Here is a 24160-nt window from a genome sequence, read left to right on the forward strand (position 1 = left end):
AGCCTGGGCTGTGTCAGTTCAGCGCAAACGGGATGCCTGACGCCAGGGCCCCGACATAGCGGCGTTTTTGGTAATAGCCGTTGAGCGAAATCCGCGGCAGTGCAAATCTGTCGAGCCGGCTTCCGGGACGCAGAACGCCCGGAATGGTCGTGACCGCCAGGGTGAACCCGAGATCCGCCGCGGCCTGGAATTCGCGCGGACCGGCAGCGCAACTGCCGCCATAGGGATAGGCCAGGGTTTGCGGCATCTCGCCAGTGATCTCGGCCAGGCGTTCGGAAGAGCGCAAGATCTCCGAGCGCATCTGTTCCGGCTTCAGGTGAGCCAGGTTCAGATGCCCGATCGTGTGGGCACCCAGACTTGCCAGCGGCGAGGCAGCCAGTTGCCGCAACTCGCTCTCGTCCATGACTTCCCGGTCCACGATCCCGGTCGGACAAATCCCGGCTGCACGCGCCGTCTGGTCGAGCCGGGACACCATCGCCGCCTGCTCGGCGCAGGCGAATGTCCGGTGCAAACGGTCAAAGGCTGCGTATTTCTCGGCCATCGAGCGGGTCGGAAGCCCAATTTTGCCGCGGCCGAAATCAAATCTGAATTCATCGGTGTCGTTGATCAGCTGCTCGGCGGTCTCCCACCACAGCGAATGGGTGCGGTCGACGAAGCCGCCGGAGACAAAGACGGTATAGGGCACGCCGTGCTTTTCAAACACCGGGCGCGCATGCACATTATTATCGCGGTAGCCGTCATCCAACGTGAACACCATGGCCGGTCCGGACCTGTCCGGATTGGCCAGGAACGCGGGAAGATCCTCGAGCGCCACCGGGACATGGCCGTCGGCCTTGAGCTTGGTGATGCTCGCATCGAGGAATTCCGGCGTCACCGACAGATGCGCCGTCGGATCGAAGTCCTTGCGGGTGGCGGGACGGACATGATGCAGCGTGAAGATCGCGCCGACGCCGCGCAACCCCGGCATGAAGCCGGATTTCGACAGCAGCGACACCGCTTCAAGCCCGGTCTGGATGACGGCGCGCTTGATCATTCTGCGGGCAGCAACTGTGTTTGGTCCGTGCATGAGTCCGATCCGGTGAGCGCAACAAGCGCCAGAAACCGCTCCGTCCTATCAGATGCAGATTAACTGATGTTAAATCGGATGATCGCTCTAGCGGCGGCGCAGCAGGTCGACGAGAATGGCGATCAGCACCACGGCGCCGATGATCACCCGCTCCCAATAGCCCGACACATTCATCAAGACGATGCCGTTTGCCAGCACTGCCATCAGCAGGGCGCCAAACACGGTGCCGACTATGGTGCCTTGCCCGCCCTTGAGACTGGTGCCGCCGATGATGGCTGCGGTGATCGCGCCCATCAGCCAGCCTTCACCGACCGAGGGCTGGCCCGAATCCATGCGGCTGGCATAGAGAATGCCGGCCAGCGCCGACAACATGCCGGCAAGCCCGAACACCATGAACTCCACCCGCCAGCTCCTGATGCCCACCAGTTCGGCTGCTTCGCGGTTGCCGCCGATGGCATAGATGTTGCGGCCGAATCGGGTGCGGGACAGCATGAAGGTCAAGACAGCTGCCGCGCCCAGAAAGAACAGGACCGGTACCGGCACGCCGAACACGCTGCCCTGGCCGAATACGCGGAAAGTCTCGCCCAGCGGGCGGATCGGGTAGCCCTTGGTAATGACCAGGGTCAACCCCGCAAAGATTTCCCAGGACGCCAGGGTGACGATGAAGGGATTGAGCCGCAGGACGGCGACGAAGAATCCGTTGATGAAACCCAGCCCCATGCCGAACAGTGCGGTCAGTGGCACCACCGCATAGGGGTGAATGCCGGTCTGGGTCAGCACCAGCGAGCCGATGATGGTCGACAGCGCCGCTGCTGCGCCGAGCGAGAGATCAATGCCGCCGATCAGAAGCACCAGCGTCTGGCCCAGGGCGATCAGGCCGACAAAGGACGCCTGCCTGGCCACGACTCCGAGATTGTATTGCGACAGGAAGGCCGGTGCGATCAGCGCCAGCACGGTGAAGAGAACAAGCAGGGCGACTAGCACCCCGCTTGCCTCCCATTCCCTCAGGCGGTTGAGCAGCGGCCGGGCCACAGGGCGTTGCGATGGGGATGTCGGTGTCATGGCGTTTGTGACCTTCCTCAAGACATGGCGATGGCAAGCAGGCTTTCCGGGGTGGCATCATGCGCATTGACCGTGCCGCGGATGCGCCCCTCATGCATCACGACGATGCGGTCGGAGACGTCGATCACCTCCTGGAGTTCGGACGAGATGTAGATGATCGACAGGCCCTTGGCCGTCAGGTCGCGCAGGACGGACTGGATTTCGGTCTTGGCATTGGCGTCGATGCCGCGGGTGGGCTCATCCAGGATCAGCACGCGGCTGTTTTTCATCAGCCAGCGCGCGATGATCACCTTTTGCTGGTTGCCGCCGCTCAGGGTGGTGATCGCATCGGAGGGCTGGCCGATCTTGATGCTGAGCCGGTCGACATAGGTTCTGACCTGCCGCTCCATCTCGGCAAAGCGCAGGCCGAGAACACCGCGGAACCGGTCGAAGACCGAAACCGCCATGTTCTCGGTAATGCTCAGCAGGGCGAAAATCCCTTCCTGTTTTCGCTCCTCCGGCAGATAGACCAGTCCATTGGCAATCGCATCGGCAGGATGGCGGAAAAGCACCGGTTTGCCGAACACGGTGACGGTGCCGGAATCGGCAGTGGTCAGTCCGAACAGGCATTTGCCCAGTTCGGTCCGTCCCGAGCCGACGAGTCCGCCGATACCGACGATTTCGCCGCGCCGCAGGTCGAGCGTCACGTCGCTGAACTCGCCCTTGCGGCAGAGTGCCTGGACGTCGAGCACGATGTCATCGGGAATGCTTTCGACCGGCCGGTGCCGGGCAGGCTTGACCTCGCGCCCGGCCATGAAGCTGACCATCTGGTCCTTGCTGGTCTTGCCCGGATCGAGTTCGACCACGTGGTGCCCGTCCCGCAGGACCGTGATGCGCTGCGACAGGTCGAGGATTTCGTCGAGACGGTGAGAGATATAGAAAACCGATTTGCCGCTGTCGCGAAAGCGCCGGATGAACCTGAAGAGCGTGGTGGTTTCGCGCGAAGTCAGCGCGGCCGTCGGCTCGTCGAAAATCAGCACGTCGGCCGAGGTCGAGACGGCTCGGGCGATCTGCACAAGCTGTTGTTCGGCCTTGCTGAGGTCTCCGGCCCGGCTGTCCGGATCGATGCTGTCGTCGATCTGGTTGAGCGTGGCGATTGCCCTGTCGCGGGTGTGGCGCCAGTCGATTGTGCCGGCACGGCCGACCGATTGCATGCCCAGGGCAATATTTTCGAACACGCTGAGCCGGGGGACCAGGTTGATTTCCTGCGGCGCGATGGCGATTCCGTGCTGCTGGGCCGCGCGCGGGCTGGGAAATGTCACCGGCTGGCCGTTGCACAACAGCGTGCCGGCACTGGGACTGAGCTTGCCGGAGATGATGTTCATCAGCGTGCTCTTGCCGGCGCCGTTCTCGCCGATGACGGCATGGATCTCGCCCTTGCGCAAGGTCAGGCTCACATCGCTCAGCGCCTGGACGCTGCCGAACCACTTGTCGATGTTCCGGACTTCAAACTGAACCGCGCTGGCGATGTCGTCCTGTCCGGTCCGGGGGTGTGGCAAGACACCCCCGGAGGTTTCGTCACTCACCCAACAGGTCCTTGGTCAGGATCTGGGATCCTGTCGAGTGCTCATGCGGTGTGGTGTGATTCTGGTTCTTGGCCACCAGGTAGCGCACGGTCCAGTAACCGATTTCCCACTGCCGCTGGGCCTTGACGCCGGCGATGACCCCGTCGGAGATGAATTGCAGGGTCTCGGGCAGATCGTCCATGCCGACGATGGTGATTTCGCCCGCCTTGCCGGCATTCTGCACGGCGCGCGCCGCACCGACGGGATTGGAGGCATTGGAGCCAAAGATCCCCTTGAGGTTCGGATTGGCCTGCAGGGCGTTCTCCGTCAGGTTCACGGCCTTTTCCAGGCTGTCGTCATCGGGTTGTTCGAAGACGATCTTGATGTCGGGATAATTGGCAATGGTTTCCTTGAAGCCCTTCACCCGGGCGGCGTGGTTGGTTGCGGTCAGGCTGCCGGACAGGATGCCCACTTCGCCGGCGCCGCCAATCTTGTCGGCGAGGAAATCCGCAAGGTCGGCACCGTCCTGATAATCGCCCTTGTGGCCGACAAAGTCGAAATCGTCCGAGCAGAAGGTGTCGAAGGTCATCACATGGACACCTGCAGCCACGGCTTCGCCGAGCAATTGCACATTGGTCGCGGGATCAAGGCAGGACACCGCCAGTCCATCGGGATGACGGCCGATATTGGTCTCGATGCGACGGTTGTGATCCGCGACATCAGCCTGCGGCGGCGAATCCCAGACCACTTCGACCGTGATTCCCTGTTCCGCCAGTTCCTCGGCAGCCTTGGTGGCGCCGGCGGCAACGACTTCGTACCAGGGATGCACCACTTTCGGGATGATGACGATCTGGAGCGGCTTGTCGATCGGCTTGATGAGGCTGCCCTGATCGAATGCAAAAGCCTGGCCTCCCGTAAGGGATGCCAACAACACGCCGCATGCGAGCATTGAATTGAACTTGTTCATATCCTTCTCCTTGCAGAACTGGCCTGAACCTTGCGTGGTTTCGGGCCGGGTTGTTGTTGAACATTTCAGCCAGGGAAGTGCCCGGCTGAAAAAGTACCTTGCTGTTGCCGTGACGGTGCAGAGGGTCAGCTCGAAGAAACGAGGTGAGCCGGACAATGTATGAAACAAGTGGCAACGGGCAGGTGTAGAAGCGAGCTGCCGGAAGCATCATGGCCGCAGAGGCGGTCAAGAATGGTCGCGCAGCGTGCCCCCGCAAAATTTGATCTGACTCCCCCAGACGAACTCTTCGGATCGACAGATTTGCATGAGCCGCATCTTTTTTCAATTGTTTTCGGGTGTTGTCAGTTGTCTTCGGATTTCCGGCAAATCCGGCTGATCAACGATAGGATTTGATGGGCATCAAGGGAAATGGAAGCAAGTGCGTGGGCGTTTGGATGCGGTCTGCCGCTTGGGCATGGCGCACCCCTGGCCAGATTGAGGCTGAAAGGCTTGTGGTTCTCGCGGAAGTCCGCCTACCAGAAGCGTCCTGCCGTGGCGACGGTGATGACCAGCACTCCGAGGGTCAGATTGACTGCCACGATCTTGCGGATGGTGGCGAGGCCTGCGGCGGCATCGGCCGTCGCGCCACTGTCGACGGCCTTCTTGAAACGCTGCCAGGGGCGCATCACCAGATAGAGATAGATCACCAGCATCACCAGGCCGAGGCCTTCCATGATGTGGACATAGGCCGGCGCGTTCGATGAGCTCTTGTAGATCCCGAACATCATCATGTAGCCGCTGAGGATCAGCACCAGCGCGGCAACGCCGGCCCAGGGCAGGAAGGTGGCAAACACCCGCCGCCACAGTCCCAGCCGTTGCGGCGCGTCCAGCGCCCCGGCTGCGGGCCTGAGCACCAGATAGGCAAAGGCCATGCCGCCGACCCAGAACACCGCCGACAGCACATGTGCAGCTAACAAGATCATCATCATTGTCTGAAACTCCCAGTCAGGCCTATCAGCCCTGTCCGGACCGCCAGGTCAAGCGGCATCATTGTTGCCGGGGCACGGCCAAACAGCGCTCGCTGTGCGATCAGATTGCCTCGACGGCCTGGCTCAGCATGTCGCGCACAGTGCCGGCGACGGAATGCAGCGTCTCGTTGGGGATGGCCTGCATTGACGCAACGGGGTCGATGGCGCTGACCATGACGTCGCCATCGGGCAGTGACCGGACGATGACATTGCAGGGCAGCATGGCGCCGACCCGCGGCTCGATCCCGATGGCTTGATGGGCCATGCCCGGATTGCAGGCGCCGAGAATGAGGTAGTTGTCCATATCGGCGTCGATCTTCTTCTTCATCGTCGCCTTGACGTCGATTTCGGTCAGCACGCCGAACCCCTTGTCCGCAAGTGCAGCGCGGGTTCGCTCGACGACGGCCTCAAAACTGTCGCCAGTGAAAATGCGGTCGATCGTGTAGCTCATGGTCTGCTCTCCTGTGTCTCATATAGGATGAGCACTATGTGAGACCGGAAGGTGGCAATCGCAAGGCGCCGGGCGGGGCAAGCCGGCGGCCATGCACACCGGGCAGGGGCCGGGACTACAACTGCCGTCCCGGCCGGGCCGACAAATCAGGTCTGGGTGCCGCCGACCGTCATGGCGTTCATCAGCAGATGCGGCTGGCCGACGCCGACCGGAACGGTCTGCCCGGCCTTGCCGCACATGCCGATGCCGGTGTCGAGTGCCGAATCATTGCCGACCATCGAGATCCGCTGCATGGCTTCGGGACCGTTTCCGATCAGCATGGCGCCGGTCACCGGCGCGCCGATCTTGCCGTTTTCGATCATATAGGCCTCGGTGCAGCCGAAGACGAACTTGCCCGAGGTGATGTCGACCTGGCCGCCGCCGAAGGATACGGCATAGAGGCCCTTTTTCACCGAGGCGATCATCTCTTCCGGGGTCTTGTCGCCCGAGAGCATGTAGGTGTTGGTCATCCGCGGCATCGGCTGATGCGCATAGGACTGGCGCCGTCCGTTGCCGGTGGCCTTCATGCCCATCAGCCGGGCGTTCTGCCGGTCCTGCATGTAGCCCACCAGGATGCCGTCCTCGATCAGCACATTGTAGCCCGACGGCGTGCCCTCGTCGTCGACAGACAGCGATCCGCGGCGTCCTTCGATGGTGCCGTCATCCACCACGGTGACGCCCTTTGACGCCACCCGTTCGCCCAGAAGCCCGGCAAAGGCCGAGGTCTTCTTGCGGTTGAAATCGCCTTCCAGGCCATGGCCGACGGCTTCGTGCAGCATCACCCCGGGCCAGCCTGCGCCAAGCACCACATCCATGGCGCCTGCCGGGGCAGGGACGGCGTCGAGATTGACCAGCGCCTGCCGCAAGGCCTCGTCCGCGCCATGGCGCCAGCTTTCATCGGTCAGGAAGTCGCCGAACAGCTTGCGCCCGCCCATGCCGAAGGAGCCGGTTTCCTGCCGGTCGCCGACGCCGGCGACGACGGAAATGTTGAGCCGGGTCAGCGGGCGCACATCGCGTACCCGGTGGCCGTCGGCGCGCAGGATCTCGACGACCTGCCAGTTGGCGCCGACCGACACCGAGACCTGGCGGACGCGCTCGTCCTTGTTGCGCAGGTAGTGATCGATGCTCTGCAGCAGCTTGACCTTGTCCTCAAACCCCGGCGTGGCAAGCGGGTTGTCTGCGGTGTAAAGCAGCTTGTTGGTGCGCTGCGGCGCTTCGGAATAGGTGCCGGTCGCGCCACGGGTGACAGCGGAGACCGCGTCGGCTGCGCGCATCAGCGCGGCTTCCGAGAATTCGCCGGCATGGGCATATCCCGACGTTTCGCCCAGCACGGAGCGCAACCCGAAACCCTTGTCGGTCGAGTAGGAGCCGGATTTCAGCTTGCCATTGTCAAACAGAAGCGATTCGGTTTCTTCGTATTCAAGGAAAAGCTCGCCATCCTCGGCGCCCCGAAGCGCGTCGGCAACGATCCGCTCCACTTTGGCCTCCGATACGTCGAACTGACTGGCGAGTGGGTCCTGCATGGCTGTGTCCAATTCTGATGCGATCATGAGATTGTATATAGGTGATCGGGCAGCGATTGAAACATGACCCGCAAACCGGCGGAGAAATTCATCCCCGGAAACGGCCGGCCATCCGCGCAGGGGTGACGCGCGAAACCATCTGTCCGGGATCCGGCCGCGGGCTGGCCGGGCACAAGGGGTGCCGAAGGCGCGCGAATGGTGTCGCCGATCTCGCCTGAAAGTCAGTTACGGCCGGTGTGCCTGCATGCGCACTGAAATCACGGCAGTGCCGCGTAGCCTTCGGTGAAGCCCGAGAGATCGACCGGGATACCGATGCCTTCCTCGGGTGTCTGGAACACGATGAAGGTTGCCGTGGTGCCGCCGCGCAGCGTGGTAAGCAGGGTTTCGTCGAGCACCACCTCGGCATAGCAGCCATCGGAGAAGCAGCGGACGAAATAGGCCCGGCCGATATCCTTGCCGTCGACATTGAGCCCGAGGCCGGAGGGAAGCAGCACGCCCAGCGGCGCCAGCACCCGCAGGATTCGCGCCTGTTGGTCGGCGGTCTTGAGCACCACCACGGAAAGTCCGACTTCCGGCCGGTCATCAGCGATGACATTCTGCATCAGGGCGCATTGCTCGCCGGGCGCGCCGGCGGGTGTGTCGCAGACGATCGACCAGGACCCGTGCGAGGACTTGACCTTGCCGGCCTGCTGGGCCGCTGCCTGGGTTGCAAGCGCCACGGGAGCCGCGAGCATCAGGCTGGCCAGAAAGGCTGCTCTGGCAGGGTTCGATTTCGGTGCAAATGCCATTTGAACTCCACGTAAAGGCCGAATCATCAGGCTTTTTGTAAATGGGCGGGGCCAAAATGAAACCCTTCACCTGCACTCTCGCCTGTTTTGTACGGCAAAAATACGGCCTGAACACAATCTGGGCCTGTGAGCAGCCGGTTTTGCCGCCGGCCGGGCCGGCGGATGCGGCCATTGGCTGCCTGAATTGGCCTGCAAACGGGCAACTCCGGCAACACCGCGCAAAAATGCCGCATGATCAACACGTGACGGCTGTTGCTAGCGGTGTCATTCTGTGGTTTGAAGCCCCGATCATATTGAGGGATTCCGTCTGGTCACGCAGACGGTACGATACTCGAGGGAGACTGAACGTGACCAACAAGCTTTCTGCAGGGCTTGCCGCGCTGGTTTCGCTGGGCGCGAGCCCGGCTTTGGCCGCACAGCCGGTTGATTGGCAAATGGGCTTCCAGCCCGCCGCCACAGGAATCATGACGCAGATCCGCGGTTTTGAGGCCTATACACTTTGGTTCATCGTGCCGATCACGCTGTTCGTGCTGGCATTGCTGCTCTATGTCATCGTCAAATTCCGCGCCAGCGCCAACCCGGTTCCCTCCAAGACCAGCCACAACTCGCTCATCGAAGTGATCTGGACGCTTGGCCCGGTGGTGATCCTGCTCGCACTGGCGATCCCGTCCTTCAATCTGCTGACCGCGCAATATTCGCCGCCGGAAGCCGATTACACGGTCAAGGCCACCGGATATCAGTGGTACTGGGGTTACGAGTATCAGGACGACGAAGACGCGCTCTCCTTCGATTCGCTGCTGCTGCGCGACGAAGACCGCGCCGACGCCGGCAAGGAAGACCTGGCGGTCTATCCGCGCCTGCTCACCGTCGACAACGAACTCGTCGTACCGGTCGGCAAGACCGTGCGCGTGCTGGTCACTGCCGCCGATGTGCTCCACGCCTTCGCGATGCCGGCTTTCGGCGTCAAGATCGACGCGGTTCCCGGACGTCTCAACGAGACCTGGTTCAAGGCTGAAGTCGAAGGCCTGTATTACGGTCAGTGTTCCGAGCTTTGCGGCAAGGACCACGCCTACATGCCGATCGCCATTCGCGTTGTTGACCAAGGCCAATTCGACACCTGGCTCGCCGCCGCTGCGGATGATGTCGATGCCGCCAACCGCAACTTGCTCGCCGCCATCGAGACCGACGCGAAGTCGGTCGATGTCGCCGCCAACGTCAAGAACTAAGAGAGGGGACTGAGACCAATGGCCGGTTCAACTGTCGCTCACGACGATCATGACCACAAGCCCAAGGGCTTCGTGCGTCGCTGGATGTATTCCACCAACCACAAGGATATCGGCACGCTCTACCTGATCTTCGCCATCATGGCGGGCATCATCGGTGGCGCCCTGTCGATTGCCATGCGGATGGAACTCCAGGAGCCAGGTATCCAGATCTTCCACGGCCTGGCCTCGATGGTCTATGGCTATGAGGGTGACGCGGCCATCGACGGCGGCAAGCACATGTACAATGTGTTCACCACCGCGCACGGCCTCATCATGATCTTTTTCATGGTCATGCCGGCGCTGATCGGCGGCTTTGCCAACTGGATGGTCCCGATCATGATCGGTGCGCCGGACATGGCGTTCCCGCGCATGAACAACATCTCGTTCTGGCTTCTGCCTCCGGCCTTCATCCTGCTGCTGCTTTCGATGTTCGTCGAAGGCCCTGCAGGCGGGTTCGGGACCGGCGGTGGCTGGACCATCTATCCGCCGCTGTCGACGACAGGCCAGCCTGGTCCGGCCATGGATTTCGCCATCCTGTCGCTGCACATTGCCGGTGCCTCGTCGATTCTCGGCGCGATCAACTTCATCACCACCATCTTCAACATGCGTGCGCCGGGCATGACCCTGCACAAGATGCCGTTGTTTGCCTGGTCGGTGCTGATCACCGCATTCCTGCTGTTGCTCTCGCTGCCGGTTCTGGCAGGCGGCATCACCATGCTGCTGACTGACCGCAACTTCGACACCGCCTTCTTCTCGCCTGATGGCGGCGGCGACCCGATCCTGTTCCAGCACCTGTTCTGGTTCTTCGGTCACCCGGAAGTCTACATTCTGATCCTGCCGGGCTTCGGCATCATCAGCCACATCATCTCGACCTTCTCGCGCAAGCCTGTGTTCGGTTATCTCGGCATGGCCTATGCCATGGTTGCGATTGGCGCCGTCGGCTTCATCGTGTGGGCGCACCACATGTACACGGTCGGCCTGTCACTCAACACGCAACGCTACTTCGTGTTTGCCACCATGGTGATCGCGGTTCCGACAGGTGTGAAGATCTTCTCCTGGATTGCAACGATGTGGGGCGGGTCGATCACCTTCCGCACCCCGATGCTCTGGGCGATCGGCTTCATCTTCCTGTTCACCGTTGGCGGCGTGACCGGTGTCCAGCTCGCAAATGCCGGTCTCGACCGGGCCATGCACGACACCTATTACGTGGTTGCCCACTTCCACTACGTGCTCTCGCTCGGCGCCGTGTTCGCCATCTTCGCCGGCTGGTACTACTGGTTCCCGAAGATGTTCGGCTACATGTACAATCCGACGATCGCGCGGGTCCATTTCTGGGTCACCTTCGTCGGCGTCAACCTGGTGTTCTTCCCGCAGCACTTCCTCGGCCTGGCCGGCATGCCGCGCCGTTACATCGACTATCCGGATGCCTTTGCAGGCTGGAACGCGGTGTCGTCCTACGGCTCCTACATTTCCGGTATCGGCGTTCTGGTCTTCCTCTATGGCGTCTGGGAAGCCTTCGGCAAGAAGCGCATCGCCGGCGACAACCCGTGGGGTGAGGGCGCAACGACGCTGGAATGGCAGTTGTCTTCGCCTCCGCCATATCACCAGTGGGAAAAGCTGCCGCGCATCAAGTAAGACAGCGCAATCAGCGACAATTTCCAGGCCGCCGGGACCATCCGGCGGCCTGGCGCATAAAACCCCGGTCACCAAACTCGGGTCCCGACAGTGGGAAGCCCGGGGACCGGGAGATGAAAGAAAGGCAGATTGCCGATGGCAATGACCAACGAACATGAGGCTCTGACAGCACCAGCTTCCGCGGACATCCTGGAAGGCGATGCGGGCGATTTCTTCGCCCTGCTCAAGCCGCGGGTGATGTCGCTGGTCGTCTTCACGGCCCTGGTCGGTCTGCTCATGGCGCCGGGCGAGATCCATCCGGTGATCGGCTTCATCGCGATCCTGTCGATCGCCGTGGGCGCCGGCGCATCGGGCGCGCTCAACATGTGGTATGATGCCGACATCGACATCCTGATGGCCCGCACCGCCAAGCGGCCGGTTCCCGCTGGGCGGATTTCCGCCGACACCACGCTCGCCTTCGGCCTGTTCCTGTCGGTGTTTTCGGTGGCCACCCTTGGCCTGATGGTCAATCTGCTGTCGGCCGGTCTGCTGGCCTTCACCATCTTTTTCTACGCCGTGGTCTACACGATGTGGCTCAAGCGCTCGACGCCGCAGAACATCGTCATCGGCGGTGCTGCAGGCGCCTTTCCGCCGATGATCGGCTGGGCCTGCGTGACCAATTCGATCTCGCTGGAAAGCATCGCGCTGTTTGCCATCATCTTCCTCTGGACGCCTGCGCATTTCTGGGCGCTGGCGCTGTTCAAGTCGGATGACTACGGGCGCGCCGGCATTCCGATGCTGCCCAATGTGTCGGGCGAACGCACCACCAAGCACCAGATCGTGCTCTATGCGGTGCTGACGGCGATCAGCGGCGTTGTGCCGACCATCATGGGCTTTGCCGGCATCGCCTATGGCGTCTTCGCGGCAGTCCTTGGTCTGGCCTTCATCTGGTATTCCGTGCAGGTCTGGCGCATGGCCGACGGGGACGCCAAGATGGTTCCGGCAAAGAAGCTGTTTGCCTATTCGCTGCTTTATCTCTTCGCCATTTTCTCGGCCTTGCTGGCCGATGCACTCGTCACCAAATTCATCGGCATGGGTGCTTGATCATGGATGAAATCGAACTCAGCGAAAAGCAGAAGAAGGCACGCCGCTCGCGTTCGATCGCGCTTGGCGTGGTTCTGGCCTGCCTCGCGGTGCTGTTTTACGTGGTGACGATCATCAAGGTCGGCCCCGGCATCTTGAACCGGCCGATGTGAGGATAAAGGGATGACGTCGCAACAGGGCAAACCAGAGACGGCAAAGACCGGCGCCAACCGCCGGATCGTCATCGCTTGCGCTGCCTTCGTGGTTTCGATGGTCGGCGTCAGCTATGCTGCGGTTCCGCTGTATCAGCTGTTTTGCCAGGTCACCGGCTATGGCGGCACGACACAGCGCGTCGAGCAGATGTCCGACACCATCCTCGATCGCAAGATCCGGGTCCGGTTCGACGCCAATGTCGCCGCGGGCCTGCCCCGGGATTTCAAGCCGGACGATCGCGAGGTCGAACTCAGGATCGGCGAGACCATCCAGGTCGCCTATACGACTGAGAACAAGTCCGACCAGACCACCTACGGCCAGGCGACGTTCAACGTCACGCCGATGTCGGCAGGCGCCTATTTCAACAAGATCCAGTGTTTCTGCTTCACCGAAAACGCCCTGGCGCCCGGTGAAGTCATGAACATGCCGGTCGTCTTCTTCGTTGACCCTGAAATCGTCAACGATCCGGACGCCAAGGATGTCACCACAATCACGCTGTCTTACACTTTCTTCCCGCATGCACCGGAAAAACCCGTTGCAGCCGTGGCCGAGCCGGTGCAAGACAAGAATACCTTGTAAGAGCAACAATGCGCCGGACGGGTGGTCCGGGGCGGGAATGATGACCATCGGGGAAAACTGACATGGCCGACGCACATCAAAAACACCACGACTACCACATCATCGATCCCAGCCCATGGCCGCTGACAGGATCCATCGGCGCGCTCGTCATGGCGCTCGGCGGCATCGGCTGGATGCAGGGCCTCAAGGGCGCGGACTCGCTCCTCGGTCTGCCGATCGCCAACCCGGTCATGTTCCTGGTGGGCCTGGCCATCGTGCTCTACACCATGTTCGGCTGGTGGTCGGACACCATCAAGGAAGCGCATGAGGGTCACCACACCAAGGTGGTCGCTCTGCACCTTCGCTACGGCATGATCATGTTCATCGCCTCCGAAGTGATGTTCTTCGTTGCCTGGTTCTGGGCATTCTTCGACGCCAGCCTGTTTGCCGACGAGGCGCATCAGGTTGCCCGCGTTGCCTTCACCGGTGGCCAGTGGCCGCCGGAGGGCATCGAGGTTCTCGATCCGATGCACCTGCCGCTCTACAACACCATCATCCTGCTGCTGTCCGGCACGACGGTGACCTGGGCGCACCATGCGCTGCTGCATGGCGACCGCAAGGGCCTGGTCAACGGCCTGGCGCTCACCGTGGTTCTCGGCGTGCTGTTTTCCTTCGTGCAGGCCTATGAATACATGCACGCACCCTTTGCGTTCAAGGAATCGATCTACGGCGCGACCTTCTTCATGGCCACCGGCTTCCACGGTTTCCACGTGCTGGTCGGAACCATCTTCCTGATCGTCTGCCTGATCCGCGCCATGAAGGGCGACTTCACCCCCAAGCAGCATTTCGGTTTCGAAGCTGCGGCCTGGTACTGGCACTTCGTTGACGTGGTCTGGCTGTTCCTGTTCTTCACCATCTATGTCTGGGCATCCTGGGGTGCGCCGATCTACCACGGCTAGGTAGCGGCTGAAGCAAGCTATTATACAGGGCGGCGGGGAAACCTGCCGCCCTGTGCATTTGTACGGCGCCGACAATCTGAATGAAGGCAAAACCAATGAGCGAAGACGAAGCGCATTATCCTCCTGTTGACACGCTGTCCGTCGGCCTGCGCGGCCGTTGCCCGCGATGCGGCGAGGGCGCCTTGTTCAACGGTCTTCTCAACGTCAAACCCAAATGCGAGGTCTGCGGGCTGGACTACAGCTTCGCCGATGCCGGCGAGGGGCCTGCCGTCTTCGTCATGCTGATCATCGGCTTCTTCGTCGTCGGCCTGGCGCTGTGGCTTGAGGTCAATTACAGCCCGGCCTTGTGGGTCCATCTGATCCTGTGGATCCCGCTGGCAACGGTGCTGTCGCTGTCGCTGCTGCGGGCGCTGAAGGGACTGATGATCGGTCTGCAATACCGCCACAAGGCGGGAGAGGGCCAGATTGACCGTGACTGAACCGGCCTCCACCAAATTGCCGCGCCGCGCCACCCGGTTCTGGGTCGGGCTTGTGCTGCTGCCGATCGCGCTCGCTGTCCTGGTCTCGCTCGGCACCTGGCAGGTCAAGCGGCTTTACTGGAAAGAGCAGCTGATCGCCTCGATCGAACAGCGCAGCCATGCCGAGCCGCTCGATCCGGCCGGCATCGAAGCGGCGATGGCCGCGGGCGAGCCGATCGACTACCGCACGGCGCGCGCCTCGGGGCGGTTCCTGCATGACAGGGAGCGCCACTTTTTCGCGACCTTCAAGGGCCGGTCCGGGTTCTATCTCTACACGCCGCTCGAACTTGACGATGGCCGCTATCTGTTCGTCAATCGCGGCTTCGTCCCCTATGACCAGAAAGAACCGGCAAGCCGGCCGCAAAGCCTGGTCACGGGCAATCAGCAGGTCACCGGTCTCGCCCGCGAGCGGCTGAGCGAACGGCCGTCATCGATCGTTCCCGACAACAATGAAGCCGATAATGTCTTTTACTGGAAGGATCTGGACCGGATGGCGGCCTCCGTTGGTCTGCCCGCAGGCCAGGTGCTGCCGTTCTTCCTCGATGCCGATGCAACGCCGGTGCCGGGCGGACTGCCGATGGGCGGGGTCACGGTCATAGACCTGCCCAACAGTCACCTGCAATATGCGGTGACCTGGTACGGATTGGCGCTGGCCCTGCTGGCGGTCAGCATTTTTGCCTGGATCAGGCGAAAATCCTGATCGCGGCTGGCGTCGACCGGCGCGGGCATGGTAACCCGGTGTTCGATTTGGAAAGCAGGGGAATGCAGGTGGCAAGTCTGGCTATGGTTCTGGTGGCGCTGATCGCTGTTCTGCACATCTATATCCTCGTGCTGGAGATGTTCCTGTGGACCACGCCGCGCGGCATGAAGGCCTTCGGCATGAAGCCGCAGCAGGCAGAGCAGACAAGGGTGCTGGCCGCCAACCAGGGGCTCTATAACGGCTTTCTCGCCGCCGGGCTGATCTGGTCGCTGCTTCAGCCCGATGCCGAATTTGCCTTTCAGCTCAAGCTGTTTTTTCTCGCCTGCGTGCTGGTCGCCGGCCTCTATGGTGGCGCAACCGCATCGCGCAAGATCTTTGTCATCCAGGCGCTTCCGGCGGCAATTGCCCTGGCCGCCGTGCTGCTGGCCGGCTGAAACCGTGAACGAGCTCATGTCCCGAACACCCCTGACAATCAGGCTTTGCGGCCCCCGCGGATTTTGCGCCGGGGTTGACCGCGCCATCCAGATCGTGGTGCTGGCGCTGAAGAAATACGGTGCGCCGGTCTATGTCCGCCACGAGATCGTGCACAACCGCTATGTGGTAGAAGGGCTCGAGGCGCTCGGCGCCATCTTCGTCGAGGAGCTCGATGAAATCCCGGCCGAGCATCATGCCCAGCCGGTGATCTTCTCGGCCCATGGCGTGGCCAAATCGGTGCCTGCCGATGCCGAAGCGCGCAACCTGTTCTATCTCGACGCGACCTGTCCGCTGGTCTCCAAGGTCCACAAGCAGGCGATGCGGCACGAGCGGCTGGGGCGCCATGTCGTGCTGATCGGCCACAGGGGCCATCCCGAGGTGATCGGCACCATGGGACAATTGCCGCCCGGTGCCGTGACGCTTGTGGAAACCGTGGCCGATGTCGATGCGTTCGAACCCGCCGACCCGACCGCGCTCGGCTTTGTTACCCAGACGACGCTCTCCGTCGATGACACGGCGGATGTGATTGCCCGGCTTCATGCAAAATTCCCACTGATCACCGCACCTGCGGCGGAATCGATCTGCTACGCCACCACCAACCGGCAGGATGCGGTCAAGCAGGCAGCACCGGGCTGCGATCTGTTCGTGGTTGTCGGTGCGCCCAACTCGTCCAATTCCAAGCGTCTGGTCGAAGTGGCGCTCAAGGCCGGCGCCAGGAAATCCATCCTGCTGCAGCGCGCCCACGAGATCGACTGGGACGAGATCGGCGATATAGGCCTGCTCGGCTTGTCGGCCGGTGCTTCGGCGCCGGAAGTCGTCGTCGCCGAGATCATCGACGCCTTCAAGGCGCGGTTTGACGCCACCATCGAATTGGCCGAGACCGTGCAGGAAACCGAGAATTTTCTGGTCAACCGCGAATTGCGCGATGTTGAACTGACCCCCGCCGATATGGCCTTTGTCAACGGAGCGCGCTGAACATGGCCGTCTACACGGATGTCAACGAGGAGCAGCTTCGCGCCTTCCTCGCAGAATATGATGTCGGCACCTTGCTGTCCTACAAGGGCATTGCGGAAGGGGTGGAAAATTCCAACTTCCTGCTGCGCACCACCGGCGGCACCTTCATCCTCACGCTTTACGAGAAACGGGTCAATCGCGACGATCTGCCGTTTTTCATCGGGCTGATGGACCATCTGGCGTTGAAGGGACTGAGCTGCCCTCTGCCGATCGTGCGGCGCGATGGCGGCCATCTCAGCGAACTGGCCGGCCGGCCGGCAGCCATGGTCTCCTTTCTCGACGGCGCCTGGCTGCGCAAGCCGCAGCCGCAACATTGTCGCGAGGTCGGACAGGCGCTGGCCGCCATGCATGTCGCCGGCAGCGATTTTGCGATCCGCCGCGCCAACGGGCTGACAGTTGCTGACTGGCGGCCGTTGTGGGAAGGCGCGCGGGCGCGCGCTGACGAGGTGCAGCCGGGACTGAAGGACGAGATCGACCAGGAACTGGCGAGCCTGGAAAGCGACTGGCCCTCGGGGCTCCCGGAAGGCGTGATCCATGCCGATCTGTTTCCTGACAACGTGTTCTTCATCGAGGACCGACTGTCGGGGCTGATCGATTTCTATTTCGCCTGCAACGATTTCCTCGCCTATGACATCGCCATCTGCCTCAATGCCTGGTGTTTCGAGCCTGATGGCGCATTCAATCTCACCAAGGGCATGGCGCTGATCGACGGCTATGTCTGCGTGCGTCCGCTGGAGCCAGGGGAGGCGGAAGCCTTGCCCTTGCTGGCGCGGGGTGCTGCCTTGCGGTTCTTCCTCACGCGGCTGCATGACTGGCTGACCACACCGGAGGGCGCGCTGGTGGTCAAGAAGGATCCGCTGGAATATATGCGCAAGCTGCGGTTTCATCGCCAGATCGATTCGGCATCGGAATATGGACTACGCATCAAGGACCTGACCCAGTGAAGCATATCGAGATTTTCACCGACGGCGCCTGCTCGGGCAATCCCGGTCCCGGCGGCTGGGGCGCCATCCTGCGCCACGGCGAGACCCAGAAGGAACTTTGCGGCGGCGAGGCTGAAACCACCAACAACCGCATGGAGCTGCTCGGTGCGATCTCGGCGCTCAACGCGCTCAAGAGCGCCTGCGAGGTCGATCTTTACACCGACAGCAAATATGTCATGGACGGCATATCCAAATGGATCTTCGGCTGGAAGAAAAACGGCTGGAAGACCGCGGCGAAGAAGCCGGTCAAGAACGCCGAACTCTGGCAGGCGCTGGACCAGGCCAATCAGCGCCACAAGGTCAAGTGGCACTGGGTCAAGGGCCATGACGGTCATGCCGAGAACGAACGCGCCGACGAACTGGCGCGCGCGGGCATGGAGCCCTTCAAAAGCAAAACGGCGCCCCGCAGGAGCGCCGTTTAAGTCGTCTGATCCGTCTGGATATCAGAGCTGATCGAGCAGTGCGGCCGCACCCGAGGTGACTGCCTTGCCCGGTGTGTCCTCGATGTTGAGCGCGGTCACGGTGCCGTCCTCGACAATCATCGAATAGCGCTGCGAGCGCGTGCCCAGCGTGCCGGCGGAAAGATCGGCGTCCAGGCCGATGGCCTTGGTGAAGCTTGCGTCCCAGTCGGACAGGTAGCGCAGCTTGCCGGTGCCGTTGGTGGCCTTTTCCCAGGCGCCCATGACAAAGGCGTCATTGACCGACACCACGGCGATTTCATCCACACCCTTGGCCAGAATCGCGTCACGGTTCTCGATGTAACCCGGGACATGATTGAGGTGGCAGGTCGGCGTGAAGGCGCCGGGTACGGCAAACAGCACGACCTTCTTGCCGGCGAACAGATCGCTGACCTTGGTTTCCGTCATGCCATCCTCGGTCTTTTCCTTGAAGGTGGCTTCCGGCAGTTTGTCCCCGATTGCAATTGTCACGTCATCACTCCCTCTTTGCTGAAACTCAGGACTAGGATTTAGAGCCCTTCATCCTGAAATGGAAGCGGTTTGATGGAATGGATTTTTTGCGCCAGCCGGGAAAACACCGCAGTCATGATGCCGGGCATCGTGCGGGGATCTTGACGCCAGTGTTGCGACAAATTCAATTGAGCGGCGCGCGCCCTGTCGGCAGGCTCAGCCCGATGGCGCGTTGGCCAAGTGTCACCACGATATCGAGATTTTCACCGGCGACGCCTGCATCCGGCGCCGGTTCCGGAAGCCCCTCGATCCGCACGGTCCAGGTGGCAAGACCTGCCTCGTCACTGACAAGCTGCGGCGGCGCAAAGGCAAAGCCTTGCGGCCCGGCGACAAACAGGTCCGGTGTCACCCCGGATGGCCTGAAACCGGGCAGTCTTGCCGCTATTTCGAGACTCTTGCTTTCGGCGTCAAACCGGGCCGTCTCGACCTTGAAATCCGCTCCGGGAGCCTCGGGAAGCCGCGCAAAGGCGTCCGCGACGATGCTCGGGGCTCCATCATCGGCAACCGAGCCTTCCGCCAGATCGACCGTGAAATCGGCCTGGAACGGAACGCAGATTTTCTCGCATATGCCGACAAAGGCCATGGCCCGGATCTGCACCCGACCCGATCCGGTGCGCCGGAAGGTCAGGGGGAAGCGCACAGGCGCGGTGTAGCCGGCCCAGATCGCATAGCCGTCGTCGACCCGCACCGGTGGCGGGTAGTGCATGGTCTCAAGAACCACGTTCCGGCTTGCGGAAGCATCGAGCATCGGCGGAATGCCGGCGCTGCCCGGGTCACGCCAATAGGTTTTCCAGCCCGGCTCGAGATCGATGTCGAGAACGCCCCTGATGGTGCCATCCTGGTCGGCCGCCGGGTCGATCACCAGCCGCATGCGACCGCCTTCGGTCTCGGCCCAGCCGCTGTCGAGCGCCGACGCGGGCGAGAGCGCCAGCACAAGGGCTGTGACAGGAGCGGCGATCAGCAAGAGAACCCGGCGTGGAGAAAGGCGGCAAAGAGACTTGAGCATGGCGTCAGTCTAGCGGAAACCGCCCGGCCAAATCCATTCAATCCTTCGGGCCCGCGCTCATATTTGCGTGACCGGTCCGCGCTGCGGCAAAGGCGCACGGCCGGTGCGCCGCAAAAGCCTTCCCAAAACCTCAAAACTTGCTAGGCTTGAACAATGTTCGGGATCGAGGACCATTTGTCCCGGCGCGAGCGGGGATGTCTGGACGGGCATTTCCTTGTCGCCATGCCGGGAATGGAGGACGAGCGCTTTGAGCGCACGGTGATCTTCGTGTGCGCGCATTCCGAGGAGGGCGCCATGGGGTTCATACTCAATCGCCCGCAACCGGTCCGGTTTCATGAACTGGTCGAGCGGCTCGAGCTCGACAGTCCGAAACAGTCGCACAAGCGCCCGGTGATCAAGGGCGATACTGCTCCGGATTTTCCGATCCAGTTCGGCGGCCCCCTCGATGTCGGGCGCGGCTTCGTGCTGCATTCGGACGATTACATGAGCCAGTCGACCATGCCGGTCAATGACGATCTGTGCCTGACCGCGACGGTGGATATTCTGCGCGCCATCAGCCAGGGACTGGGGCCGCGCCGCGGCATCATGCTGCTGGGCTATGCCGGCTGGGCGCCGGGGCAGCTTGAGGACGAGATGTCATGCAATGCCTGGCTGAGCTGCCCGGCCCATGAGGACATCGTTTTCGATCCCGACCATTCCGGCAAATATGACCGGGTGCTGGCCATCATGGGGATCGCGCCGGCGATGCTTTCGACCCAGACCGGTCACGCATAACCGGTCGGGCTTAGGCCGTCAGTTCGGTTTGGAAACCGGAAACCGTTCCTTGAGAAGCTTGAGAACCGAATCCGAACCGATCGGCGGGCCGAACAGGAAGCTCTGCCCGTAATCGCAGCCGATTTCGGAGAGCTTGATCGCATCTTCCTCGGATTTGACGCCCTCGGCCACCACCTGCATGTCCAGTTTCTTGGCCAGATCGACGATCGACCGGATCAGCACGCCGCCCTTGTCGGACTGGTCGATGACCAGAGACCTGTCGATCTTCAACGTCTTGAACGGAAAGCGGGTCAGATAGGCCAGCGAGGAATGGCCGGTTCCGAAATCGTCCAGTGTCAGGCCGATGCCGGCATCGGCCAGCCGTGACAGGGTCATCAGCGCCTGTTGCGGATTGTGCATGACCAGGGTTTCGGTCAGCTCCAGCCGGAACCGCTTCGGGTCGCAGCGCGAAGCCGAGATCGCCTTGATGACGTCGTTGCACAGGTCGCTCTTGAGCAATTGCGCGCTCGACAAATTCACCGACATGAAACCCGCGACTTCGCCGACGGCTTCCTGCCACCGCGCCAGGTCTTCCGCCGATTGCTTGAGCGCATACATGCCGAGTTCGAGGATCAGGTCGGAGGCTTCTGCGATGGGGATGAATTCGGACGGCGGCACGGTGCCGCGCTTGGGGTCCTCCCAGCGCAGCAGCGCTTCAAAGCCGGCAATCTCCGCATCCTTGAGTTCGACGATCGGCTGGTAGACCAGTGTGAGTTCCCGCCGCTCCAGCGCCCGGCGCAGATCGCTTTCCAGCCGCTGGCGGTCCGAGCCGACGGTCCTGAAGGCCGGCCGGAACGGTTCGATCCGGTTGCCGCCAAAACGCTTGGCCTGATACATGGCCAGTTCGGCGTCCTTTATCAGATCGTCGGGAATGGCGTTGTTTTCGACCCAGGTCACCACGCCGATGGAGGCGGTCAGCCGGATGTCCTGTCCGGCAAAATCGATCGGGGCGGCAATCGCCTTGGAGATGGCTTCCGCCAGCGCCGCCACCTTGACGGCGTCCTGTTCGGACACCAGCACCAGGCCGAACTGGTCGCCGGCAATGCGTGCCAGCGTGTCCTGCGGCTTGAGCAGCCGTTTCAGCCGCCGCGTCAGCGCCAGCAGGATGGTGTCGCCCACCGACATTCCGAGCCTGTCATTGACCTGCTTGAAGCGGTCGAGATCGATCATGAACACGCTCGGGCGCACATCCGGGTAGCGCTCGGCCATGTTGATCATGGTCTCGAGCCGGTCGACGAACAATTGCCGGTTGGGCAGTCCGGTCAGATTGTCGTGAACCGCGTCATGCAGCAGCCGGTCTTCCGAGGTCTTCTGCTCGGTAACGTCGATGATGGTGCCGACGCAGCGGATGACTTCGCCGTTTGAGCCCAGCACCGGCCGAGCCCTGAGCGCCATCCAGTGGTAATGCCCGTCTTCGGCGCGCATGCGGAACTGGTGGTTGAGCCGGCCCTTGCGGTGTTCGAGCAGCACGTCAAGCGTGGTGCGGAAGCGGTCGCGGTCATCGGCATGAACCCGCGGCAGCCAGAGCCGTGCCGGTCCGGCCAGCGAGCCGGGCGACAGTCCCAGCTGCGGCGACAGGTCAGGCGAGGTGACGACGCGATCGCGGGTCACATCCCAGTCCCAGACCGTGTCGCCGGACCCGGCAAGCGCCATGGCCTGACGCTCCATGTCCGAAAACAGGCCCTGGTGATAGGCGCCGCCGGCAAAGGCGTGCTGCATCACCGTGAACCCCATCAAAAGCACGATCAGCACCAGACCGCCGCCCAGCGCCGGCTGCACGATATCGTTGGCCAGTTGCCCGGTCACCGTCATCCAGGCACCGAAGAGCCAGCACAGGATCAGCGCCCAGGTGGGGATCAGCATCACCGCCCGGTCATATCGGTGAAAGCCGAGATAGGCGATCAGGGCCACGCCGGCGACGGCCGTGGCCGCAAAGGAAAGCCGGGCAATGCCCGAGGCCACCGGCGGATCATAGATGGCGACGGCAAACAGCCCGCCCAGGCCCAGGATCCACGCGACCGTTACATAGGACAGGTTGGTGTGCCAGCGGTTGAGATTGAGATAGGTGAACAGGAACACCACGAGCCCGGTCGCCAGCAGCACCTCGGTGCCCGAGCGCCAGATCCGCTCGTCGCCGGGGGTGACGCTGATCAGCTTGGACAGGAAACCGAAATCCACCGAGACATAGGCGAGCACGGCCCAGGCCAGTGCCGCAGTCGCCGGAAGCATGGAGGTGCCCTTGACCACGAAGAGGATGGTCAGGAACACCGCCAGAAGTCCGGCAATGCCGAGCACGATGCCGCGATAGAGCGTATAGGCGTTGACCGCGTCCTTGTAGGCCTCGGGCTCCCACAGATAGATCTGCGGCAGATCGGGTGCGGCCAGTTCAGCGACGAAGGTGATCACGGTTCCCGGGTTGAGCGTGATGCGGAAGACGTCGTCCTCGCTGCTTTCGACCTTGTCGAGGGCAAAGCCCTCGCTCGGGGTGATCCCCAGAATGCGGGCGGAGCCCAGATCCGGCCACAGGATGCCGGATCCGACCAACCGGAAATGCGGCGCCACGATCAGCCGGTCGATCTGTTCATCGGTGACATTGGCCAGCGCAAACACCGCCCAGTCGCCCGAATGCTGCGGCGAGCTGGCGCGGACCTCGATGCGGCGGACGATCCCGTCCGCTCCGGCGGCCGTCGACACCTGAAAGGCCTCTCCGCGCCGCTTGTAGATCTCGGTGGTCGCGGTCAGGTCAAGGGCGGTGTCATCGCGGCTGATCTTGACCGGTTCGGTGGCCTGCGCCATCGGCGCAAGCACGAACATCACGCAGGCGACAACCAGACCGCACAGGGTCTTCACGCTGCAGGCGGCCAGAGCGCCGCGACGTCTGGTGGTGGTGAAACGGGATATGCATGTCATCCGCCGGAACCGGATCCTTTCGACCGTGCGACTCGCCAATCCTCGGCTATCAGCGCGTAAAGCAGGTGATCACGCCAGGCGCCGTTGATTTTGAGGTAGCCGTTCAAATATCCCTCACGCCGAAAACCGACATTTTCAAGGAGGCGCTGGCTCCTTGCATTGTCGGGAATACAGGCCGCCTCTATCCGGTGCAACCGCATCCGTTCAAACACATGGGGAAGGAGGGATTTAAGTGCGTCATGCATCAGGCCCTTGCCGGCATATTGATGCCCCATCCAGTAGCCCAGCGAGCAGCATTCCGCAGCGCCGCGCCGGATCGTGCCCAGTGTGACACCGCCGACCAGGCGCCCGTTCGCCTTCTGGCAAACAAACAGCGGCAGCGCCAGACCGGCCTCGCGATCGGCGTCATAGCGGCGGATCCGGTAGCGGAAGGCCGGGCGGGTCAGGTCGTCCTCGGGCCAGCGCGGCTCCCATGGCTCGAGAAACGCCCGGCTTGCCGCGCGAAGCTGGCTCCATTCGGCAAAGTCTCCCGCCTGCGGATGGCGCAGAAAGGTGCGCTCTCCCTCTATCCGAAACTCTTCCTGGGCTCGTCCGCGGAATCTGAATACCGGAGGCGCCATGGCGGCCTCTGAACT

Annotated in this window: 25 protein-coding genes; 13 read left to right on the forward strand and 12 right to left on the reverse strand. The window is 62.4% G+C overall.

All coding sequences use genetic code 11. The features are described from left to right. Nucleotides 1-13: 13 nt before the first annotated feature. The 8 genes from OEG82_RS08985 to OEG82_RS09020 all read right to left on the reverse strand — a co-directional run bounded on the left by OEG82_RS08985 (nt 14) and on the right by OEG82_RS09020 (nt 8447). A complete protein-coding gene (locus OEG82_RS08985) occupies nt 14-1066 on the reverse strand; it encodes a polysaccharide deacetylase family protein (RefSeq protein ID WP_267612100.1) in 1053 nt (350 codons plus the stop codon). Nucleotides 1067-1153: 87 nt separating this feature from the next. Next, nucleotides 1154-2128 (reverse strand): ABC transporter permease, encoded by a 975-nt coding sequence (locus OEG82_RS08990; protein WP_267612101.1) that lies wholly within the window; start codon nt 2126-2128, stop codon nt 1154-1156. 17 nt (nt 2129-2145) lie between these two features. Next, nucleotides 2146-3693 (reverse strand): sugar ABC transporter ATP-binding protein, encoded by a 1548-nt coding sequence (locus OEG82_RS08995; RefSeq protein ID WP_267612102.1) that lies wholly within the window; start codon nt 3691-3693, stop codon nt 2146-2148. Further along, complete coding sequence (locus OEG82_RS09000) at nt 3686-4639, reverse strand: substrate-binding domain-containing protein (protein WP_267612103.1); 954 nt, start codon at nt 4637-4639, stop codon at nt 3686-3688. Before OEG82_RS09000 ends, OEG82_RS08995 begins: the two co-directional genes overlap by 8 nt. A 512-nt stretch (nt 4640-5151) precedes the next feature. Further along, nucleotides 5152-5607 (reverse strand): CopD family protein, encoded by a 456-nt coding sequence (locus tag OEG82_RS09005; protein ID WP_267612104.1) that lies wholly within the window; start codon nt 5605-5607, stop codon nt 5152-5154. A 100-nt stretch (nt 5608-5707) separates the two neighbouring features. Further along, entirely contained in the window at nt 5708-6097 is a 390-nt protein-coding gene (locus OEG82_RS09010) for a DUF302 domain-containing protein (RefSeq protein ID WP_267612105.1), read from the reverse strand. 146 nt (nt 6098-6243) lie between these two features. Further along, nucleotides 6244-7659, reverse strand: coding sequence for a metalloprotease TldD (tldD, locus tag OEG82_RS09015; protein WP_267612107.1), 1416 nt, complete (start codon nt 7657-7659; stop codon nt 6244-6246). 257 nt (nt 7660-7916) lie between these two features. Beyond that, nucleotides 7917-8447 carry an invasion associated locus B family protein gene (locus OEG82_RS09020; RefSeq protein ID WP_425497567.1) on the reverse strand — a complete coding sequence of 177 codons (531 nt, stop codon included), beginning with the start codon at nt 8445-8447 and terminating at the stop codon, nt 7917-7919. 347 nt (nt 8448-8794) lie between these two features. Here OEG82_RS09020 and coxB point away from each other — a divergent pair, with 347 nt between their 5' ends. The 12 genes from coxB (at nt 8795) to rnhA (ending at nt 18250) form a co-directional block, all read left to right on the forward strand. After that, on the forward strand, nt 8795-9673 hold the full coding sequence (gene coxB / locus OEG82_RS09025) for a cytochrome c oxidase subunit II (RefSeq protein ID WP_267612108.1): 879 nt from the start codon (nt 8795-8797) through the stop codon (nt 9671-9673). An 18-nt stretch (nt 9674-9691) separates the two neighbouring features. Beyond that, complete coding sequence (ctaD, locus tag OEG82_RS09030; protein WP_267612109.1) at nt 9692-11347, forward strand: cytochrome c oxidase subunit I; 1656 nt, start codon at nt 9692-9694, stop codon at nt 11345-11347. A 135-nt stretch (nt 11348-11482) separates the two neighbouring features. Then, nucleotides 11483-12430, forward strand: coding sequence for a heme o synthase (locus OEG82_RS09035; protein ID WP_267612110.1), 948 nt, complete (start codon nt 11483-11485; stop codon nt 12428-12430). Between the two features lie 2 nt (nt 12431-12432). Next, nucleotides 12433-12582: a hypothetical protein gene (locus OEG82_RS09040; protein WP_267612111.1), complete on the forward strand. Its 150-nt coding sequence runs from the start codon at nt 12433-12435 to the stop codon at nt 12580-12582. Nucleotides 12583-12592: 10 nt separating this feature from the next. Continuing rightward, on the forward strand, nt 12593-13201 hold the full coding sequence (locus OEG82_RS09045; RefSeq protein WP_267612112.1) for a cytochrome c oxidase assembly protein: 609 nt from the start codon (nt 12593-12595) through the stop codon (nt 13199-13201). A 62-nt stretch (nt 13202-13263) separates the two neighbouring features. Next, nucleotides 13264-14139: a cytochrome c oxidase subunit 3 gene (locus tag OEG82_RS09050; protein ID WP_267612113.1), complete on the forward strand. Its 876-nt coding sequence runs from the start codon at nt 13264-13266 to the stop codon at nt 14137-14139. A gap of 95 nt (nt 14140-14234) precedes the next feature. Beyond that, nucleotides 14235-14618, forward strand: coding sequence for a DUF983 domain-containing protein (locus OEG82_RS09055; protein ID WP_267612114.1), 384 nt, complete (start codon nt 14235-14237; stop codon nt 14616-14618). Then, entirely contained in the window at nt 14605-15357 is a 753-nt protein-coding gene (locus tag OEG82_RS09060; RefSeq protein WP_425497568.1) for an SURF1 family protein, read from the forward strand. The genes OEG82_RS09055 and OEG82_RS09060 overlap by 14 nt, the downstream gene beginning before the upstream one ends. Nucleotides 15358-15419: 62 nt before the next feature. Then, nucleotides 15420-15791, forward strand: a complete 372-nt coding sequence (locus OEG82_RS09065) for a DUF1304 domain-containing protein (RefSeq protein WP_267612115.1) — start codon at nt 15420-15422, stop codon at nt 15789-15791. Nucleotides 15792-15807: 16 nt separating this feature from the next. Beyond that, entirely contained in the window at nt 15808-16806 is a 999-nt protein-coding gene (gene ispH, locus OEG82_RS09070; RefSeq protein WP_267612116.1) for a 4-hydroxy-3-methylbut-2-enyl diphosphate reductase, read from the forward strand. Between the two features lie 2 nt (nt 16807-16808). Next, entirely contained in the window at nt 16809-17789 is a 981-nt protein-coding gene (locus OEG82_RS09075; RefSeq protein WP_267612117.1) for a homoserine kinase, read from the forward strand. Further along, on the forward strand, nt 17786-18250 hold the full coding sequence (rnhA, locus tag OEG82_RS09080) for a ribonuclease HI (protein ID WP_267612119.1): 465 nt from the start codon (nt 17786-17788) through the stop codon (nt 18248-18250). The genes OEG82_RS09075 and rnhA overlap by 4 nt, the downstream gene beginning before the upstream one ends. Before the next feature lie 21 nt (nt 18251-18271). Here the strand turns inward: rnhA and OEG82_RS09085 are convergent, their stop codons facing one another. Then, entirely contained in the window at nt 18272-18757 is a 486-nt protein-coding gene (locus tag OEG82_RS09085) for a peroxiredoxin (RefSeq protein WP_267612120.1), read from the reverse strand. A 163-nt stretch (nt 18758-18920) separates the two neighbouring features. Further along, nucleotides 18921-19802, reverse strand: coding sequence for a protein-disulfide reductase DsbD domain-containing protein (locus OEG82_RS09090; protein WP_267612121.1), 882 nt, complete (start codon nt 19800-19802; stop codon nt 18921-18923). Between the two features lie 231 nt (nt 19803-20033). On the opposite strand from OEG82_RS09090, the gene OEG82_RS09095 reads away from it, so the two are divergent. Then, nucleotides 20034-20576 carry a YqgE/AlgH family protein gene (locus OEG82_RS09095; RefSeq protein ID WP_425497637.1) on the forward strand — a complete coding sequence of 181 codons (543 nt, stop codon included), beginning with the start codon at nt 20034-20036 and terminating at the stop codon, nt 20574-20576. 18 nt (nt 20577-20594) lie between these two features. Here OEG82_RS09095 and OEG82_RS09100 read toward each other — a convergent pair whose 3' ends face one another. Then, complete coding sequence (locus OEG82_RS09100; protein ID WP_425497569.1) at nt 20595-23525, reverse strand: EAL domain-containing protein; 2931 nt, start codon at nt 23523-23525, stop codon at nt 20595-20597. Beyond that, nucleotides 23522-24145, reverse strand: a complete 624-nt coding sequence (locus OEG82_RS09105; RefSeq protein ID WP_267612123.1) for a GNAT family N-acetyltransferase — start codon at nt 24143-24145, stop codon at nt 23522-23524. The genes OEG82_RS09100 and OEG82_RS09105 overlap by 4 nt, the downstream gene beginning before the upstream one ends. Nucleotides 24146-24160: the final 15 nt, after the last annotated feature.

Origin of the sequence: Hoeflea ulvae, assembly GCF_026619435.1 — a bacterium.
Taxonomy (GTDB): domain Bacteria; phylum Pseudomonadota; class Alphaproteobacteria; order Rhizobiales; family Rhizobiaceae; genus Hoeflea; species Hoeflea ulvae.

Bases quoted from the DNA above. Each gene is read 5' to 3' on its own strand.
- OEG82_RS08985 (WP_267612100.1), bottom strand. From the start codon at position 1,066: ATGCACGGACCAAACACAGTTGCTGCCCGCAGAATGATCAAGCGCGCC.
- OEG82_RS08990 (WP_267612101.1), bottom strand. From the start codon at position 2,128: ATGACACCGACATCCCCATCGCAACGCCCTGTGGCCCGGCCGCTGCTC.
- OEG82_RS09000 (WP_267612103.1), bottom strand. From the start codon at position 4,639: ATGAACAAGTTCAATTCAATGCTCGCATGCGGCGTGTTGTTGGCATCC.
- OEG82_RS09005 (WP_267612104.1), bottom strand. From the start codon at position 5,607: ATGATGATGATCTTGTTAGCTGCACATGTGCTGTCGGCGGTGTTCTGG.
- OEG82_RS09010 (WP_267612105.1), bottom strand. From the start codon at position 6,097: ATGAGCTACACGATCGACCGCATTTTCACTGGCGACAGTTTTGAGGCC.
- tldD (WP_267612107.1), bottom strand. From the start codon at position 7,659: ATGCAGGACCCACTCGCCAGTCAGTTCGACGTATCGGAGGCCAAAGTG.
- OEG82_RS09020 (WP_425497567.1), bottom strand. From the start codon at position 8,447: ATGGCATTTGCACCGAAATCGAACCCTGCCAGAGCAGCCTTTCTGGCC.
- ctaD (WP_267612109.1), top strand. From the start codon at position 9,692: ATGGCCGGTTCAACTGTCGCTCACGACGATCATGACCACAAGCCCAAG.
- OEG82_RS09035 (WP_267612110.1), top strand. From the start codon at position 11,483: ATGGCAATGACCAACGAACATGAGGCTCTGACAGCACCAGCTTCCGCG.
- OEG82_RS09040 (WP_267612111.1), top strand. From the start codon at position 12,433: ATGGATGAAATCGAACTCAGCGAAAAGCAGAAGAAGGCACGCCGCTCG.
- OEG82_RS09045 (WP_267612112.1), top strand. From the start codon at position 12,593: ATGACGTCGCAACAGGGCAAACCAGAGACGGCAAAGACCGGCGCCAAC.
- OEG82_RS09050 (WP_267612113.1), top strand. From the start codon at position 13,264: ATGGCCGACGCACATCAAAAACACCACGACTACCACATCATCGATCCC.
- OEG82_RS09055 (WP_267612114.1), top strand. From the start codon at position 14,235: ATGAGCGAAGACGAAGCGCATTATCCTCCTGTTGACACGCTGTCCGTC.
- OEG82_RS09065 (WP_267612115.1), top strand. From the start codon at position 15,420: ATGCAGGTGGCAAGTCTGGCTATGGTTCTGGTGGCGCTGATCGCTGTT.
- ispH (WP_267612116.1), top strand. From the start codon at position 15,808: ATGTCCCGAACACCCCTGACAATCAGGCTTTGCGGCCCCCGCGGATTT.
- OEG82_RS09075 (WP_267612117.1), top strand. From the start codon at position 16,809: ATGGCCGTCTACACGGATGTCAACGAGGAGCAGCTTCGCGCCTTCCTC.
- OEG82_RS09090 (WP_267612121.1), bottom strand. From the start codon at position 19,802: ATGCTCAAGTCTCTTTGCCGCCTTTCTCCACGCCGGGTTCTCTTGCTG.
- OEG82_RS09095 (WP_425497637.1), top strand. From the start codon at position 20,034: ATGGAGGACGAGCGCTTTGAGCGCACGGTGATCTTCGTGTGCGCGCAT.
- OEG82_RS09100 (WP_425497569.1), bottom strand. From the start codon at position 23,525: ATGACATGCATATCCCGTTTCACCACCACCAGACGTCGCGGCGCTCTG.
- OEG82_RS09105 (WP_267612123.1), bottom strand. From the start codon at position 24,145: ATGGCGCCTCCGGTATTCAGATTCCGCGGACGAGCCCAGGAAGAGTTT.